This is a genomic window from Variovorax sp. 05N34 (assembly GCF_056397405.1).
Window position 1 is genome coordinate 317,275 of the sequence record NZ_JBFTNI010000009.1, and the last position, 15,639, is coordinate 332,913.

At 65.1% G+C, this 15,639-nt stretch carries 16 protein-coding genes; 13 read left to right on the plus strand and 3 right to left on the minus strand.

From position 1 onward, the window contains the following. Positions 1–19: 19 nt before the first annotated feature. The 3 genes from fliD to fliE all read right to left on the minus strand — a co-directional run bounded on the left by fliD (position 20) and on the right by fliE (position 3,830). Complete coding sequence (fliD, locus tag AC1DMA_RS24340) at positions 20–1,468, minus strand: flagellar filament capping protein FliD (protein WP_478145733.1); 1,449 nt, start codon at positions 1,466–1,468, stop codon at positions 20–22. A gap of 155 nt (positions 1,469–1,623) precedes the next feature. Further along, on the minus strand, positions 1,624–3,351 hold the full coding sequence (locus tag AC1DMA_RS24345) for a FliC/FljB family flagellin (RefSeq protein ID WP_478145735.1): 1,728 nt from the start codon (positions 3,349–3,351) through the stop codon (positions 1,624–1,626). Positions 3,352–3,509: 158 nt separating this feature from the next. Beyond that, the gene (fliE, locus tag AC1DMA_RS24350) at positions 3,510–3,830 is read right to left on the minus strand and encodes a flagellar hook-basal body complex protein FliE (protein ID WP_478127061.1); all 321 of its coding nucleotides are present in this window, start codon (positions 3,828–3,830) and stop codon (positions 3,510–3,512) included. Positions 3,831–4,115: 285 nt separating this feature from the next. Between fliE and fliF the strand changes: the two genes are divergently transcribed. The 13 genes from fliF (at position 4,116) to fliR (ending at position 15,462) form a co-directional block, all read left to right on the plus strand. After that, positions 4,116–5,858, plus strand: a complete 1,743-nt coding sequence (gene fliF, locus AC1DMA_RS24355; RefSeq protein ID WP_478145736.1) for a flagellar basal-body MS-ring/collar protein FliF — start codon at positions 4,116–4,118, stop codon at positions 5,856–5,858. After that, positions 5,848–6,846, plus strand: a complete 999-nt coding sequence (gene fliG / locus AC1DMA_RS24360; RefSeq protein ID WP_478127063.1) for a flagellar motor switch protein FliG — start codon at positions 5,848–5,850, stop codon at positions 6,844–6,846. The genes fliF and fliG overlap by 11 nt, the downstream gene beginning before the upstream one ends. Further along, positions 6,833–7,633: a flagellar assembly protein FliH gene (fliH, locus tag AC1DMA_RS24365; protein WP_478145737.1), complete on the plus strand. Its 801-nt coding sequence runs from the start codon at positions 6,833–6,835 to the stop codon at positions 7,631–7,633. The genes fliG and fliH overlap by 14 nt, the downstream gene beginning before the upstream one ends. Beyond that, complete coding sequence (gene fliI / locus AC1DMA_RS24370) at positions 7,611–9,044, plus strand: flagellar protein export ATPase FliI (protein ID WP_478145738.1); 1,434 nt, start codon at positions 7,611–7,613, stop codon at positions 9,042–9,044. The genes fliH and fliI overlap by 23 nt, the downstream gene beginning before the upstream one ends. Before the next feature lie 46 nt (positions 9,045–9,090). Then, positions 9,091–9,546: a flagellar export protein FliJ gene (fliJ, locus tag AC1DMA_RS24375; RefSeq protein WP_478145739.1), complete on the plus strand. Its 456-nt coding sequence runs from the start codon at positions 9,091–9,093 to the stop codon at positions 9,544–9,546. Positions 9,547–9,563: 17 nt separating this feature from the next. Continuing rightward, entirely contained in the window at positions 9,564–10,958 is a 1,395-nt protein-coding gene (locus AC1DMA_RS24380; RefSeq protein ID WP_478145740.1) for a flagellar hook-length control protein FliK, read from the plus strand. A 128-nt stretch (positions 10,959–11,086) separates the two neighbouring features. Then, on the plus strand, positions 11,087–11,569 hold the full coding sequence (locus AC1DMA_RS24385) for a flagellar basal body-associated FliL family protein (RefSeq protein WP_478127068.1): 483 nt from the start codon (positions 11,087–11,089) through the stop codon (positions 11,567–11,569). 21 nt (positions 11,570–11,590) lie between these two features. Continuing rightward, positions 11,591–12,592 carry a flagellar motor switch protein FliM gene (gene fliM, locus AC1DMA_RS24390; RefSeq protein WP_478127069.1) on the plus strand — a complete coding sequence of 334 codons (1,002 nt, stop codon included), beginning with the start codon at positions 11,591–11,593 and terminating at the stop codon, positions 12,590–12,592. Then, positions 12,585–13,046, plus strand: a complete 462-nt coding sequence (gene fliN, locus AC1DMA_RS24395; RefSeq protein WP_478145741.1) for a flagellar motor switch protein FliN — start codon at positions 12,585–12,587, stop codon at positions 13,044–13,046. Before fliM ends, fliN begins: the two co-directional genes overlap by 8 nt. Beyond that, positions 13,043–13,633: a flagellar biosynthetic protein FliO gene (gene fliO, locus AC1DMA_RS24400; RefSeq protein ID WP_478145742.1), complete on the plus strand. Its 591-nt coding sequence runs from the start codon at positions 13,043–13,045 to the stop codon at positions 13,631–13,633. Before fliN ends, fliO begins: the two co-directional genes overlap by 4 nt. Continuing rightward, entirely contained in the window at positions 13,633–14,388 is a 756-nt protein-coding gene (gene fliP, locus AC1DMA_RS24405) for a flagellar type III secretion system pore protein FliP (RefSeq protein WP_478145743.1), read from the plus strand. Before fliO ends, fliP begins: the two co-directional genes overlap by 1 nt. A gap of 10 nt (positions 14,389–14,398) precedes the next feature. Then, on the plus strand, positions 14,399–14,668 hold the full coding sequence (gene fliQ / locus AC1DMA_RS24410; protein ID WP_478127073.1) for a flagellar biosynthesis protein FliQ: 270 nt from the start codon (positions 14,399–14,401) through the stop codon (positions 14,666–14,668). Beyond that, on the plus strand, positions 14,668–15,462 hold the full coding sequence (gene fliR / locus AC1DMA_RS24415) for a flagellar biosynthetic protein FliR (protein WP_478127074.1): 795 nt from the start codon (positions 14,668–14,670) through the stop codon (positions 15,460–15,462). The genes fliQ and fliR overlap by 1 nt, the downstream gene beginning before the upstream one ends. Positions 15,463–15,639 lie beyond the last annotated feature (177 nt).

Genomic DNA, 15,639 nt, shown 5'->3' on the forward strand with positions numbered 1-15,639 from the left:
ACGAGCCTCCGCGATCTGCTTACTTCTTGCTCACGTTGTTCATGGCGTTGAACTGCTGGGTCAGGTAGTTCATGGTGCTGTTCATGCTGCTGACCAGAACGTCGAGGGCCGTGAACTGCGTGCGGTAGCGGTCCATCGTGGCGTCGACCCGCGTCTGCATCGCGGCGTATTGCACATCGAGTTGCTTGATCGTGGCAGTCACGCCGTCGGTCGCCACCTTAAGGCTGCCGCCCGTCTTGTTGAGGTCGTCAACGATCGACGAGATCTGCTTGCCATAGCCAGCTGTGCTGGTGGCATCGCTTGCGAAGAGCTTCGAGACGCCCTCCAGGTTGGTGTCGAGTGCCTTCGAGAGCTTGGTCGAGTCCACCGCAAGCGTTCCATCCTTCTGGAACGACACACCGATCTCCGTCAGCACCTTCATGTCATTGGGGCCACCACTCTGGGGGGCGGTGAGCGCCTGGCGAATACGGGTCTGGAGATTGCGCAAGGTCGAGTCGCCGACGAGCGCGGCGGCGGTCTTGGTGTCCGCGTCGTAGCTGGTCAAACTGGTCGCGGTGCTTTGCAGGCTGTTGTAGGCCTTGACGAAGTCGTTGATTGCGGATGTCACCGATGTCGTGTTCGCCTTCATCGAAAGGCCTGTCGTACCGGTCTGCACCAGATTGATCGTGGTGCCTTGAATGGCTTCCTTGACGGAGTTGGTGGCGCTGGTGATTGCAATGCCATTGACGTTCAGCTTCGCGTTCTGTGCCGCGAGCGTCTGCTGCAGGTTCTGGGTGCCTGCCGGGTCGTTGTTCAGGAGGTTCTGGAGCGGAGCATCGCCGGCGACTGAAATCCGCATGCTCGAGGACTCTCCGGTCTGCGAGGAGACCAGCACCAGCCGAAAGGGTGTGCCGCTGCCGTCATTGATGATGCTGGCAGTGACGCCCGCATCGGCCGCGTTGATGGCGTCGCGGATGCCGCTCAACGTGTTGTTGCTCGAATCGATGGTGATCGACTTTGCGGGGCGCGTGGCATCCGCAGTGAAGCCGGCACCGCTGTACTTGCCAGTCGCCGCGTCCAGGGTGCCGCCGGTGATAGTGCCGAAATCGATCGTGATCTTGCCCTTGCCGATGGCCGTGGTGGTGCTCGACTGTCCCGCTGCAATTGCCGATTGGGCCTGCGCCAGTTGCGAGACCGTGATGTTGTAGTTGCCCGCCGAACTCGCGTCGGTGGACGAAGCGGACAGGATTCCGCTCACCGTGGGCGTACCGGTCACGGTCTGGAACAACGCCGGATCGGCCAGCTTCTTTGCCGCGGCTTGAAGCGTGCCGAGCGCGCTCTGCACCGTGCCGTAGGCCGACAGCTTGCTCGTATAGCTTTTTGCAGTCGCATCGAGCGCCACCAGCGGCTGGCTTTCAGCCGTCTGGAGTTGGGTGAGGAGGCTGCTCAGGTCAAGATTGGAGCCGACGCCGACGCTGCTGATGGTCATGTTGTTGTTCCTGGATTGCTATGAACAATTTCGCTTTCCTCTGGAGCCTCGCCACCGGTGTGGCCACAGAGGAAAGCGCAGGCCGAGGCCTGCGGCCACCAGGACCTTCCCTTGCGGGAAGGACCCGGGGCTTGCTCCTGTTCTCCCTTTCGCGATTAACGCAGGAGGGACAGCACGCCTTGCGTGGTCTGGTTGGCCTGCGCCAGGACCGAGGTACCGGCTTGTTGCAGGATCTGGGCGCGCGTCATGTTCGACACTTCCACCGCATAGTCCGCGTCTTCGATGCGCGAGCGCGACGACGACAGGTTGGTGATCGTGGTGCCGAGGTTGGCGATCGTCGAGTCGAAACGGTTCTGCACGGCACCCAGCGAAGAGCGCAGCTTGTCGACCTTCGACAGGGCGGCGTCGATGGCCTTGAGCGGATCGGCTGTCGACGTGTTGCCACTGCGAGCGTTCAGGGTGAACGCGCCAGCCTTGGCCGAGTCGTCGTAGACCGCATTGCCTGCGCCGTCCGTCACTGCGCCATTGGCGTGCTCGAAGTACGAGGTCGTGGTGGTCGTTGCGGTGGTCAAGGCACCCGCTGCATCGGTGAATGCCGCTGCGCCACCGACCGTGACAGCACCGTTGGCTGCCACGTCATAGGTGGTCGGGCCACCGGCGGCAACGGTGGCGGAATAGCCAGCCGCATTGCCGAGGTTCGTGAGCGCTGCGGCAGAAATCGTCGCGCCGGTCACGTCGAAGACGTCGCCAGTCGCCGAGTCAGCAGTCAAAGTCGTGCTGCCCACTTTGATCGTGCCACCCACACCGTCAGTACCGTTGGACAGGGCGGCCAGAAGGTCACCAGCAGCAGCTGCGGTGGCCAAGTCGGCACTGCCCGCGCCGTTGACGTTGGCTTGCGTCAGGGTACCGCCGCCGTTCTTGGTCAGATTGCCGGTTGTGTCCAGGTACAGTGCCGTGCCGTCGTCAGCCGCGGTGAGTTTGCCGGCGCTGTCGATCAAAACGTCCTGCGACGTGCCGCCGATGGTGATCGTGGCGGCCTTGCTCCCGCCTGCGGCGGGCGTCAGGAAGCTGCTGCTGTTGGCCGTAGAGACATCGGCAACATCGAAGGAGAACGAGCTGTTGGCCGCGCTGTAGGTGTAGCTCGCGGTAGCTGCCTTGCCGAAACCCGTGTCCGTACCGGTGTAGGCAACGGAATCGCCCGTAGCCAGCTTGGACATCACATTGGCCGAGGTCGCCGCCTTGTTGGGGGTAACCACATCCCACTGCTGAGTGCCGTTGACGAGAGAACCCTTGGTAGCGCCAGCCAACACCAGGTCGTCCTTGGTGGTCGCCTTGTTCACCGTCCCGATACCGTTGACGTTGAAGCTCTCCAGGCCCAGCGTCTTGGCGCTGATTTCTTGCAGGTCGATGTCGATGGTTTCGCCATCGTTCGCACCGACTTGCACGGTCAGCTTGCCGGCGTCGGCCGAGAGGACCTTCACGCCGTTGAACTGGGTCTGTTGCGAGACGCGGTTGATTTCGTCCAGGCGCTGCGTGATTTCACCCTGGATCGAATCCAGGTCGCTCTGCGAGTTCGTGCCGGTGGCGGCTTGCACCGACAGTTCGCGAACGCGTTGCAGGTTGTTGTTGACTTCGGTCAGCGCGCCTTCGGTCGTTTGAGCGATCGAGATGCCGTCGTTGGCGTTGCGCGATGCTTGCGTCAGGCCCTTGATGTTGGCCGTGAAGCGGTTTGCGATGGCCTGGCCGGCGGCGTCATCCTTGGCGCTGTTGATGCGCATGCCGGAAGACAGACGCTCGATGGCCGTGTTCAGCGACGACTGCGACTTGTTGAGATTGTTCTGCGTGAGCAGCGAGAGACTGTTGGTGTTGATGACTTGCGCCATGCTCGACTCCTGTTGACAAAGGTTGTGGACTACTTCCGGCCTCTGGCCGTAACGCTGGACCTGAACTCACCGTGAGACTCAAGCCATCGTTGGTGTTGTTATCGGCAGCAGTTTCCAAACCTTTAGGGACGTGTCGGAGAAAACCCTGGACGAGCCAACTACGCGGGGAGGTTCATGACCTCCTGATAGGCAGACACGAGGCGATTGCGCACTTGCAACCCAGTCTGGAACGCGACGTTCGCCTTCTGCAGGTCGACCATCACGTCATTGAGCGCGACGCCCGGCTTGCCAAGTTCGAAAGCTTCCGCCTGGCCGTAGGCCCGCGTCTGCGCACCGCTGATGTTGTCGAGCGAACGCTTGAGTTCGGCAGCAAAACCGCCCGCCTCCGCGGGAGCTGCGGGCGTGGTGGGCGCAAAGCCGGCTTGCAGCGCTGTGACCCGCATCTGTTGCAAGACGGATTCGATGGCGGAGATCGACATGGAAGGACTTTCTCTGGAGAGCTTTGAGCTGGATATGGAAGCGCCTTGGCGCTCCCCCGTCCTTTCAGCGTAACAAGGGAAGGTCCCTATGCAAGCGGTCAACAGACGGGAAAAACCACCGCTGTTCAGCCCATCGAATTTGTTACGCCTGCTGACAATCGATCGCGAAACGACAAGTCCGTTGACCCGATCAGCGACCTCCGGCATGAACCCTGAACAACCAATCTCCACCTTCAACATGAAGACGGACGGCGCCAGCGCCCCGGCCATGGCGAGGGCTCGCGCATGAGCGCCCTGGCCCCGGCGAGCAGCATGGTGCCTGCGGCGCCATCGCTCCCTCCGATCCTGGAAAGAATGCGAGCGCAACCAAAGCTGCCGATGATCCTCGCCGGAGCTGCGCTGGTGGCTGCCGCGGCAGCGTTCACGCTCTGGAATCGCGGGCCCGACTACAAGGTGCTCTACACCAACGTGTCGGACCGCGACGGCGGCGCGATCATCGCGTCGCTCCAGCAGATGAACGTGCCCTACAAGTTTGCCGAAGGCGGCGGCGCGATCCTGGTGGCCGGGGACAAGCTGCCCGAAGTGCGGCTTCGGCTCGCGGCGCAAGGCCTGCCCAAGGCGGGCGGCGTCGGCTTCGAGCTGATGGACAACCAGAAGTTCGGCACGAGCCAGTTCGCCGAACAGGTCAACTACCAGCGCGCGCTCGAAGGCGAACTTGCCCGGTCCATCGAATCGATCGGCACGGTCGATTCGGCGCGCGTGCATCTGGCGCTGCCCAAGCCGTCGCTCTTCGTGCGCGAACAGAAGAAGCCCTCGGCCTCGGTCGTGCTGACGCTCCACCGCGGACGCAGCATCGACGAAGGCCAGGTCAGCGCGATCGTGCACATGATCTCCAGCAGCGTGCCGGAACTGGACGCGAAAAGCGTCACGGTGGTCGACCAGCGCGGCAACCTGCTCTCGGCGGCCAACAGCGAGGCGCGCGGCCTGGACGTGAGCCAGCTCAAATATGTGCAGGAGATCGAGCAAGGCTACATCCGCCGCATCGAGGCGATCCTGCAGCCGATCGTCGGCGCGAGCAACGTTCGCGCGCAAGTCGCCGCGGACATCGATTTCTCGGTCGTCGAGCACACGGACGAGAAGTACCAGCCGAACCAGAACCCGACCTCCGCTGCGATTCGGAGCCAGCAGTCGAGCGAATCGAGCCAGCACGGCTCCCCTCCGCCAGGAGGCATACCCGGCGCGCTGACGAACCAGCCGCCGGTGAATCCGACAGCGCCGATCACGACGCCGAAGCCGCCGGCTCCCGCTGCGCCGGGCAAGCCGGGCGCACCCAATGCGACGGCCGCCGCCGCTTCCTCGGTCACGACTCCTGCGCCCACAGGACCCGGAAGTTCGCGCAAGGACGTCACGACCAACTACGAACTCGACCGCTCGATCCGCCACGTCCAGCAAGGCGCAGGCGCCATCAAGCGGCTGTCCGTCGCGGTGGTCGTGAACTACAAGGAAGCGGCGAATGGCGGCAAGACCGCGGCGCGCGCATTGACGCCGGTGGAGATCGACCAGATCAGGAATCTCACCAAGGAAGCCATGGGCTTCAGCCAGGATCGCGGCGATTCGCTGAACGTGGTCAACAGCGCATTCGCCGAAGACCGCGAGCCGCCGGCACCCGAACTTCCAGTCTGGCGCGACCCCGAGAACATCGAACTCGCCAAGACCGCCGGCCAGTACCTGCTGCTCGCAGCGCTCGCCCTCTTCGCCTGGTTCGCTGTGCTGCGGCCAATCCTGCGCAAGCATCTTGCGCCGCCGCCAGCGCCCCCGCTGCCATTGGTAACCACGGACGCGACCCAAGAACAGGCACTCGAACCGCTGGTCGAGCTCGAAGCGCCGATCTCGCAGGAAGACGCCCTTCGCGTGCGAGAAGCAGCGCGCCAGAAGGCCGACATGGACTACGCCCATCAGACCGCCGACCAGGATCCCAAGCTGGTGGCGACGCTGATCCAGCACTGGATGAACAGCAATGATCAGTGAAATCGGAACCCGCAAGAGCGCCATCCTCCTGATGGCACTGGGCGAAGACCGTGCGGCCGCCGCCCTGCACCATCTGCCCACGGCCGAAGTGCAGACGCTGGGCCTCGCCATGGCCAAGCTCGCGTCAGTCTCCAAGGATGAACTCAACACCGTGCTGGCCGAGTTCCGGCACGAGACCGAGCAGCTGTCGGCGCTGCACCTCGGATCAAGCAGCTACATCCGGGCGGTGCTCAGGAAGGCGCTCGGCGAAGACCGCGCCAGCAATTTGCTCGAAGACATCCTGCAGGCCGAAGAGCCGCACAGCGGCATCGAGCGCCTCAACCAACTCGAAGCCGGCGAAGTGGCCGAGCTCATCCGCGACGAGCATCCGCAGATCCTCGCAACGGTGCTCATCCACCTGGACCGCATGAAAGCATCGGAAGTGCTCGAGAAGCTGCCGACACGCCTGCGGCACGACGTCATCATGCGCATCGCCACCTTCGGCGGCGTGCAGCCGTCGGCGCTCAACGAGCTCACCGACGTGCTCACCGAGATGCTCTCGGGCCAAGGGCTCAAGCGCAGCAGGCTGGGCGGCGTGAGGACCGCGGCGGAGATCGTCAACCTCATGACGAGCGCGCAGGAAGAAGAGGCCATTGCCCACGTGCGGGAGGCCGACGAGGCCCTCGCCCAGCGCATCGTCGACGAGATGTTCGTGTTCGAGAACCTGCTCAGCCTGGAAGACCGGAGCATCCAGCGTCTGCTCAAGGACATCGAGTCCGACTCGCTCATCATCGCGCTCAAGGCTGCGCCGCAAGCGCTGCGCGACAAGTTCCTCAACAACATGTCGCAACGCGCAGCCGAAACGCTTCGCGAAGACATGGAGCTTCGCGGGCCAGTCCGTGTGTCGCAGGTCGAGACCGAACAGAAGGCCATCCTGCAAGTCGCACGACGCCTCGCAGAGATGGGCGAAATCGTGATTGCCGCGCCAGGTACCGATGACTTTGTCTAAGCACAACTTTGCCCCGGGCGCGCGCGGCCGGCTGGCGTCGGCCTATGCGGCGCCCGCCGCAGCGGCCAGTCCAACGCCCGCGCCGAAGCATCCCAAGCCCGTGTTGTCGGCTTGGCAACGATGGGAGATGGACACGCTCAACGATCCCGCGCCGCCCGCCTCGCCGGCGCGGCCGAGACTTGCGTCCGCCGAAGCGCCGCCCTCGCTGGCGCTGATTCATGCCGCCGAGCTTGCACGGCTTCGCCGTGAAGCGCGCACCGCGGGCGAGGCCGAAGGCCACCGCGAAGGCTTGGTGAAGGGCCGCGCCGAAGGCTTTGCCGAAGGGCGCACGGAGGGCATGGCCGCCGGGCTCGCCGCCGCCAGCGCGCACGCCGAACAGTTGCGTGCACTTGCCACGAGCCTGCCTGAAGCCATTCGCCGCGCCGAATCCGAGATGGCCGATGCGCTGCTGACGCTCGCCCTGGACGTGGCACGGCAGGTCGTGCACCGCACCTTCCGCGCCGAGCCCGAATGGGTGCTGCCCATGGTGCAAGACCTTCTGCATGCCGAACCTGCACTGCAAGGCGAGCCGCGCCTGCTGCTCCACGCTGACGACGTCGCACTGGTGAAGAACAGCCTCGGCAACGAGCTTCAGGCTGCGGGCTGGCAGGTGCGCGCCGACGAGACCATCACGCGCGGCGGCTGCCGTGTGCAATCAGCGAACGGCGAAGTCGACGCCAGCCTGGAGATGCGCTGGAAAAGCGTGACGGCCGCGCTGCAACGCGATGCCGATGCGCAGGGAGTCTGAGCCGATGACGACCGTCGCCAATCCGCACCTTCAGTCCTGGCTGGCGACGCTAGGCAAGGCGCGCTCCGACGTGAGCCGATGCGCCATGACCACCCAATCGGGCCGCCTGACGCGCGCCGTCGGCCTCGTGCTCGAAGCCGTGGGCCTGCAACTGCCGGTGGGCAGCGACTGCCTGATCGAATTGCCGCCGGGTCATCCGCAGCGCCATGCGGAGGCCGAAGTGGTCGGCTTCGCGGGCGATCGATTGTTCCTGATGCCGCAAAGCGAAGTCGCCGGACTGCTGCCAGGGGCGCGCGTCATTGCGCGACCTGGAACAGCCGGCTCTCCCCTCACCGGCGATGCCCATACCAAGCGCCTGCCCGTGGGCGAAGGCATGCTCGGCCGCGTGGTCGACGCTGCCGGCCGGCCGCTCGACGGCCTCGGGCCGCTGGACATCAGCCGCAAGGTGCCGCTCTCTTCGCCGCCGATGAACCCGCTGTCGCGCGCGCCGATCGACTCGGTGCTCGACGTCGGCGTGCGCGCCATCAATGCAATGCTCACCGTCGGCCGCGGCCAACGCATGGGCCTCTTCGCAGGCTCCGGCGTGGGCAAGAGCGTGCTGCTGGGAATGATGGCGCGCTACACCAGCGCCGACGTCATCGTGGTGGGCCTGATCGGGGAGCGCGGACGCGAAGTCAAGGACTTCATCGAGAACACGCTGGGCGAAGAAGGCCTCGCGCGCGCGGTGGTCGTTGCCGCGCCTGCGGACAACTCACCATTGCTGCGCCTGCAGGGCGCCGCCTATGCCACCTGTCTGGCGGAGTATTTCCGCGACCAGGGCAGGAACGTGCTGCTCATCATGGATTCGCTGACCCGCTACGCCATGGCGCAACGAGAGATCGCGCTGGCAGTGGGCGAGCCGCCGGCCACCAAGGGCTATCCGCCTTCGGTGTTCGCGAAACTGCCCGCGCTGGTGGAACGCGCCGGCAACGGCGCACGCGACGCCGAAGGACGCGGAGGATCGATCACCGCCTTCTACACGGTGCTCTCCGAGGGGGACGACCAGCAGGACCCCATCGCCGATTCGGCCCGCGCCATCCTCGATGGCCACGTCGTGCTGTCGCGCACCTTGGCGGAGGCGGGGCACTATCCCGCCATCGACATCGAGGCGTCCATCAGCCGTGCGATGACCGCGCTCATCCCGCCGTCCCAGTTCGAGGTGGTGCGGCGCTTCAAGCAGATGCTGTCGCGCTACCAGCGCAATCGCGACCTGATCAGCGTCGGCGCCTATGCGCCCGGCCATGACGCGCAACTGGATCAGGCGATCGCGATGTACCCGCGCATCGAAGCCTTCCTGCAGCAGGCCATGGAAGAGCGCACCGACTACACCGCATCGATCGAGCGCATGAGCAAGCTCTTCGAGACCGCCTGAACAGCCTTGAATCACCGCATCCAGTGCAATCACAGCAAGGAACACCATGCCCCAGCGACTCCCCCTCGAAACGCTGACCGATCTCGCACGCACACAGACTGACGACGCCGCGCGGCGGCTCGGCGCATTGCAGAGCGCCCAGCTCAGCGCGGCCCAGAAGCTGGACATGCTGGTGCAATACCGCAGGGACTACGACCTGCAGTTGCAGGCGCTGATGAGCCAGGGGCTGCCCACCGCGAAGTGGCGCAACTACCAGGCCTTCCTCGGCACGCTGGATGGCGCCATCGAACAGCAGCGCGCCATCGTCGTGCAGGCCGACAAGCGCCTCGACCACGGCCGCAGCGACTGGCAGCACCAGAAGCGCCGACTCAATTCCTTCGACACCCTTGCCGAGCGCGTGCGCCGCCAGGAACTGCTTGCGCAGGCCAAGCGCGAGCAGCGCGACAGCGATGAACGATCGGCCCGGAAGTACTTCGACCGCGCCGCCAATCCGACCCTTTGAAGCTCCCGGAGCCCGCCATGCCTACAGTCACACCGCCATCCATCAATTTGCCGGCCCCATCGGCATCCTCGGCATCTTCGGCGAGCGCTTCAGGCGCACGTGGACGCAGCACCGAGCAACCTGAGGGCCGGAGCTTCGGCGCGGTTCTCGATCGTTCGCGCGCGGCGAGCCGTCCTACCGCGGACGATGCAGCCAGCACCGCCTCAGCCACGCCCGGCGCGGGTCGCAAGCCAGGGCGCGCCGGCGAGAGAAAGAGCGAACTCAGCGCGGCGGACGTGATGGCGATGCTTGCGCCGCTGCCGGCACACATTGCACGCGCCGCAGCCGGTGCGAAGTCCGATGCCGTTGGAAGTGCGAGCGGCGCAACAGCCGCCGGCGCCGCCCACCGCGCAGCGCCGGCAGACGCTTCGATCGTTGGAGCAGCGGCAGAGAAAGCCGGCGCTGACTCCGCGTCGACCACACCGGCCGTCACTGAGGACGCCGACGCCAGCGACGATGCCGTGCCCGAAGGTGCTGTTGACGCGACGGCACGCACCGGCGCACAGGCCTCCACCGCCGACGCCAAGCTTCAAGCAACCGCGGCTTCGGCCACATCCACATCAGGAGCTGGTGCGCACGCCGATGCCGCCGTCTCGCAGACGGCTGACGCGCTGATGCCGCAGCAGCCGACCGCCATGGCGGCAGCGAGCGCCGCATCGCCGGCGAAGACAGCATCCACCAAGGATGCAGCGGCTGGGGCCGCCTCGAACAGCACGTCGTCCACGCCGGCGCCCATCGCGCTTGAAAGCACAAAGGCATCCACCACATCCGCGTCGCCCGCAACCACTGATTCCACCGACGGCAGCGTCCTCGACGTCGACACCGCCGCGCCGCAGCCGCTGCCGCAAATGCAGACGATCGCCGCCGCCAGCGACCGCGCCGCCGCGCCGGCAGGCTCGACGCCTGTACTGTCAGTGGCACCGCCCGTCGGCAGCGACCAATGGGGTCCGGCCATCGGCCAGCAGATGATCCGCATGAGCGCCAGCGGCCACCACGTCGCGGAGCTCAACCTCAATCCGACCGGCCTCGGCCCGCTCAAGGTCACGCTGACGATGGGTGACAACCAGGCGCAGGCGATGTTCATGTCCGCGCACGAAAGCGTCCGCAAGGCCGTGGAAGCGGCCCTGCCGCAGTTGCGCACGACGCTCGCCGAACAGGGCATCAGCCTCGGCCAGACCTCGGTCGGCGCCGAGACCCGCCAACCCTTCGGCCAGGGCAGCGCCTTCGCGGACCAGAACCCCTCCCGGCGCCAGCAGGGCTCGCCCGACTATTCGGGCGCCAGCCGCGCCGACAGCGCCGCCACGGCCACGCGCCTTGCGCCCGCACCGGCAACCGCCGTGCGCGCGGGTGCGGGCCTCGACACCTTCGCCTGAACGCGCCGTCCACGGCTTGCCGCACGTCCAGGCAATGGACGGATCTGAAGCGCTTTTCCACGCTTGATCAGCCGTTCGCCTCCCGGGCAGTTCGCAAAGAATAGACCGAACAAGAAATCCAGCTCCATATGGCTACCTCCACTCCTGCCGCAACCGCAATTCCCGCCGCGCCCCGTTCCTCGAAGCTGCTGATCGTGCTTCTGGTCGGCGTCGGCGTCCTCGCCGCCTGTGCGGCCGCCTACGTCTTCCTCGGCCACCGGGACGCACCCGCGGAATCCGCCAAGGTGGTCGTCGAAAAACCCATCTTCGTGCCCATGGAGCCACTGACCGTCAACCTCCAGAGCGAAGGCCGCGGCAAGTTCCTGCACGTGGGCATCGCTCTCAAGATGCGCGACGAACCGTCGAAGGCGCAAGTCACCGAGTTCATGCCCGAGCTGCGCAGCCGCGCGCTCTTGCTGCTGTCCAACCGGGCGCCGGATTCACTGATGACGACCGATGACAAGACCAAGCTCGCCGACGAGATCCGCACCGAGCTGAATCGCCCGCTGAACGACAAGTTGCCCGAGCAGGGCATCGCCGGCGTCTCGTTCAACACCTTCGTGGTGCAGTGACCTCCTCCAGGCAAGCGACACATGGCCTATGAACAAGTCCTCTCGCAGGACGAGGTCGATGCCCTGCTGCAAGGCGTCACTGGCGGCAGCGTCGACCAGACTGCATCGCCCCCTCCGCCGGCCGATGGCCTTCCGGCCTACGACCTCGGCGCGCCCGACCGCGTGGTGCGCAGCCGCATGCACACGCTGGAGGTCATCAACGACCGCTTTGCGCGTGGCCTGCGCGCCGCACTGCTGAACTTCATGCGCCGCAGCCCCGACATCAGCGTCGGCCCGGTGCAGATCCAGCAGTACGGCGAATTCGTGCGCCACCTTCCGGTGCCCGCGAACATCAACATGCTGCACATGAAGCCGTTACGCGGCACGGCGCTTTTCGTGTTCGACCCGAAGCTGGTGTTCCTCGTGGTGGACAACCTCTTCGGCAGCGACGGCCGCTATCACGTGCGCGTGGAAGGCCGCGACTTCACGCGCACCGAGCAGCGCATCATCAAGCGCCTTCTGGACCTTTCGCTGCAGTGCTACGGCGAGGCGTGGAAGCCGGTGTATCCGCTCGACTTCGACTACCAGCGCGCGGAAATGCACGGCAAGCTGGCCAACATCGTCGCTCCCAACGAGGTGGTGATCAACACCACCTTGCAGATCGAGTTCGGCCCCATCGGCGGCTTCCTGCACGTGTGCATTCCCTATTCGATGATCGAGCCGATCCGCGACCTTCTGTCGAATCCGATCCAGGACGAAGTCGAAGTCGACAAGCGCTGGGTCAAGCAGATGTCCCGGCAGATGCAGGAGGCCGACGTCGAACTCGTCGCCGACTTCGTGTCGATGTCGTCGACCATTGGCGAAGTCCTGAAGCTGCAGGTCGGCGACGTACTGCCCATCGAGCTGCCGACCACCGTCATGGCCAAGGTCGATGGCGTTCCGGTGATGGAGTGCGGCTACGGCATCGCGAACGACCGCTACGCACTGCGCGTGAAAAACATGATCACTCACCAAGACAGCGATTTGAAGAACGACCATGACTGACAACACTTCTTCCGTCAGCGACACCGACGACTGGGCCGCGGCGCTCGCCGAGCAGACCGCCTCCTCGCCACCCGCATCGGCATCGGCATCGGCATCGGCATCGGCATTCGAGCCCGCTCCGGCGCCCGCCACGATGCAGGTCTTCCAGCAGATCCAGGAAAAAGCCGCGGCCGCCGCCGACGCCTCGGGCGTCGATATCGCGCGCGTGATGGACGTGCCGGTGCAGCTCACGGCCGAGATCGGCCGCACGCGCATCACCATCAAGAGCCTGCTCCAGTTGTCGCAAGGATCGGTGGTCGAACTCGACGGCCTGGCCGGCCAGCCCCTGGACGTGCTGATCAACGGCTACCTGATTGCGCAGGGCGAAGTGGTGGTGGTGAACGAGAAGTACGGCATTCGCCTGACGGACATCATCACGCCCTCCGAGCGCATGCAGAAGCTAGCTCGGCAATGACTCACCCCCAGCCTCGCCCACTTCGTGTGGCTCGGACACCCCCTTTCAGGGGGCAATCCCGGCGGCCCGGCAAAGCCGGTTCCGCGGGATTTCTGGACTTCCTTGGGCTGAGCGCGCGGTTTCTGACCGCGGCGATGGCCTTTGCGGCGCTGCCGGTGCATGCGGTGCTGCCGACGGTGCCGTCGCACAGCGTCGAGGCCGCGCCGGCGGTCGGGGCGTCGGGGTTGATGCAGGCGGGCCTGGGGATGATGGTGGTGCTTGGGCTGATCTTTCTGTGCGCGTGGCTTGCGCGGCGGTTTGGTTTGCAACGCTTTGGCGGGGGCCATGTGGTGAAGGTCGTGTCGAGCTCCAGCATCGGGCAGCGCGAGCGGGTCGTCGTCGTCGACGTCAACGGCACATGGCTGGTGCTTGGCGTGACGTCCAGCCAGATCAATACCCTGCACACACTGCCCGCGCAGGCTGTGCCGCATGCATCCCAGGCATCTCATGCATCCACCAGCACCATGCGGGTGGCTGCGAAACCCCTTGACCTCTTCGCGCAGAAGCTGCGCGAATCCCTCACCGGCAAGACACATCCGGCTCCGTGATGCGCAACATTCTTCGTCGAAGCCTGAAGGGCGGCTTCGTGCTGCTCGCCGCCGTCCTGCCCATGGCGGCCTGGACGCAGGGCCTGCCCGGCCTCACCAGTACGCCCGGCCCCGGCGGCAGCCAGACCTGGTCACTCAGCGTGCAGACGCTGGTGATGCTGACCTCGCTGACCTTCCTGCCCGCGCTGCTGCTGAGCATGACCAGCTTCACGCGCATCCTCATCGTGCTCGGCCTGCTTCGCACCGCCATCGGTACGCAGTCGTCGCCGCCGAACCAGGTGCTCGTGGGGCTGTCGCTCTTCCTCACCTTCTTCGTCATGTCGCCGGTGCTCGACAAGGCCTACAACGACGCCTACAAGCCCTTCTCCGAGAACAAGATCAGCACCGACAAGGCCCTGGAGCGCGGCATCGAGCCCTTCAAGACCTTCATGCTGCGCCAGACCCGCGAGAACGACCTCGCCCTCTTCGCCAAGCTGGCGAAGGTGCCTGACATGCAGGGCCCGGAAGAAGTCCCCCTGCGCATCCTGCTGCCCTCCTTTGTCATCAGCGAACTGAAGACCGCCTTCCAGATCGGCTTCACGATCTTCATTCCCTTTCTCATCATCGACCTCGTGGTGGCGAGCGTGCTGATGTCGATGGGGATGATGATGGTGCCGCCCGCCGGCATCGCGTTGCCCTTCAAGCTGATGCTCTTTGTGCTCGCCGACGGCTGGCAGCTGCTGATCGGGGCGCTGGCGCAGAGCTTCTATACGTAGGGAGTTCGAAATGACACCCGAAACCATCATGACGATGGGCAACCAGGCGATCCAGGTATCGCTGGTGCTCGCAGCGCCACTCTTGTTGGTGGCGCTCATCGTCGGCCTGATCATCAGCGTCTTCCAGGCCGCGACGCAGATCAACGAACAGACTCTCTCGTTCATTCCAAAGCTGCTGGCGATTTTCGCGACGCTTGTCATCGTGGGGCCGTGGATGCTCGAGCAAATGCTGGACTACATCCGTGCGCTGTTCATGAGCATTCCCCAGCTCATCGGCTGATGCCGCAGGTCTTCTCCGTCACCTCGGCGCAACTCACCGCCTGGCTCGTCGCCTTTCTCTGGCCGTTCGTGCGCATGTTGGCGCTCGTGAGCACTGCCCCTGTGTTCGGCGAAACGTGGGTGCCCAAGCAGGTGAAGGTGGCCATCGCGGCGCTTCTGGCGTTGGTGCTGGCGCCTACGTTGGGGCCGATGCCCGATGTGCCCGTGGTGTCCGCGGGCGGCGTCTGGATCATCGTGCAGCAGGTGCTGATCGGCGTCGCCATGGGGTTCACGATGAAGCTCGTCTTTGCCGCCGTCATGGCCGCGGGGGAGTACATCGGGCTGCAGATGGGCCTTTCGTTCGCTTCCTTCTTCGATCCGATGAACGGCGGGGCGACGATGGTCGTGGCTCGGCTTCTGAATATGTTGGCGATGCTGATCTTCGTGGCGCTCGATGGGCATCTCTTGATGATCTCCGCGCTGGTGGAGAGCTTTCAGGTGTTGCCGGTCAGGGATGGGCCGATGTCGGGACAGGGGTGGATGGTGCTGGTGGCGGGTGGGGGGCAGATTTTTGCGAGCGGGTTGATGTTGTCTCTGCCGCTGGTGACTGCGCTGCTGACACTCAATCTGGCAATGGGGATTTTGAATCGGGCTTCGCCGCAGTTCAGTATTTTTGCTGTGGGGTTTCCGTTGACTTTGTTGGCGGGGATTTGGATGTTGCAGTTGTTGATGCCGCAGCTCAGGGGGTTTTTGGAGCCTCGGTTTGGGGAGGGGATCTCTGGGATGCTGGGGGTTGTGTCTGGGTTGATGAGGTGAGTCTTTTTGGGGGCTGTTGGGTATGGGAGGCTGTTGGCCGGGACTCGCCCCGGCGGGCGACTTCCTTTCTTTTGCTTCGCCAAAAGAAAGTAAGCAAAGAAAAGGCGACCCTGCTGTGGGCGTCCCTTCGCTGCGCTACGGGCAACCTGCGGTGCTCGCTTTTCGTGGGGTCCGCGC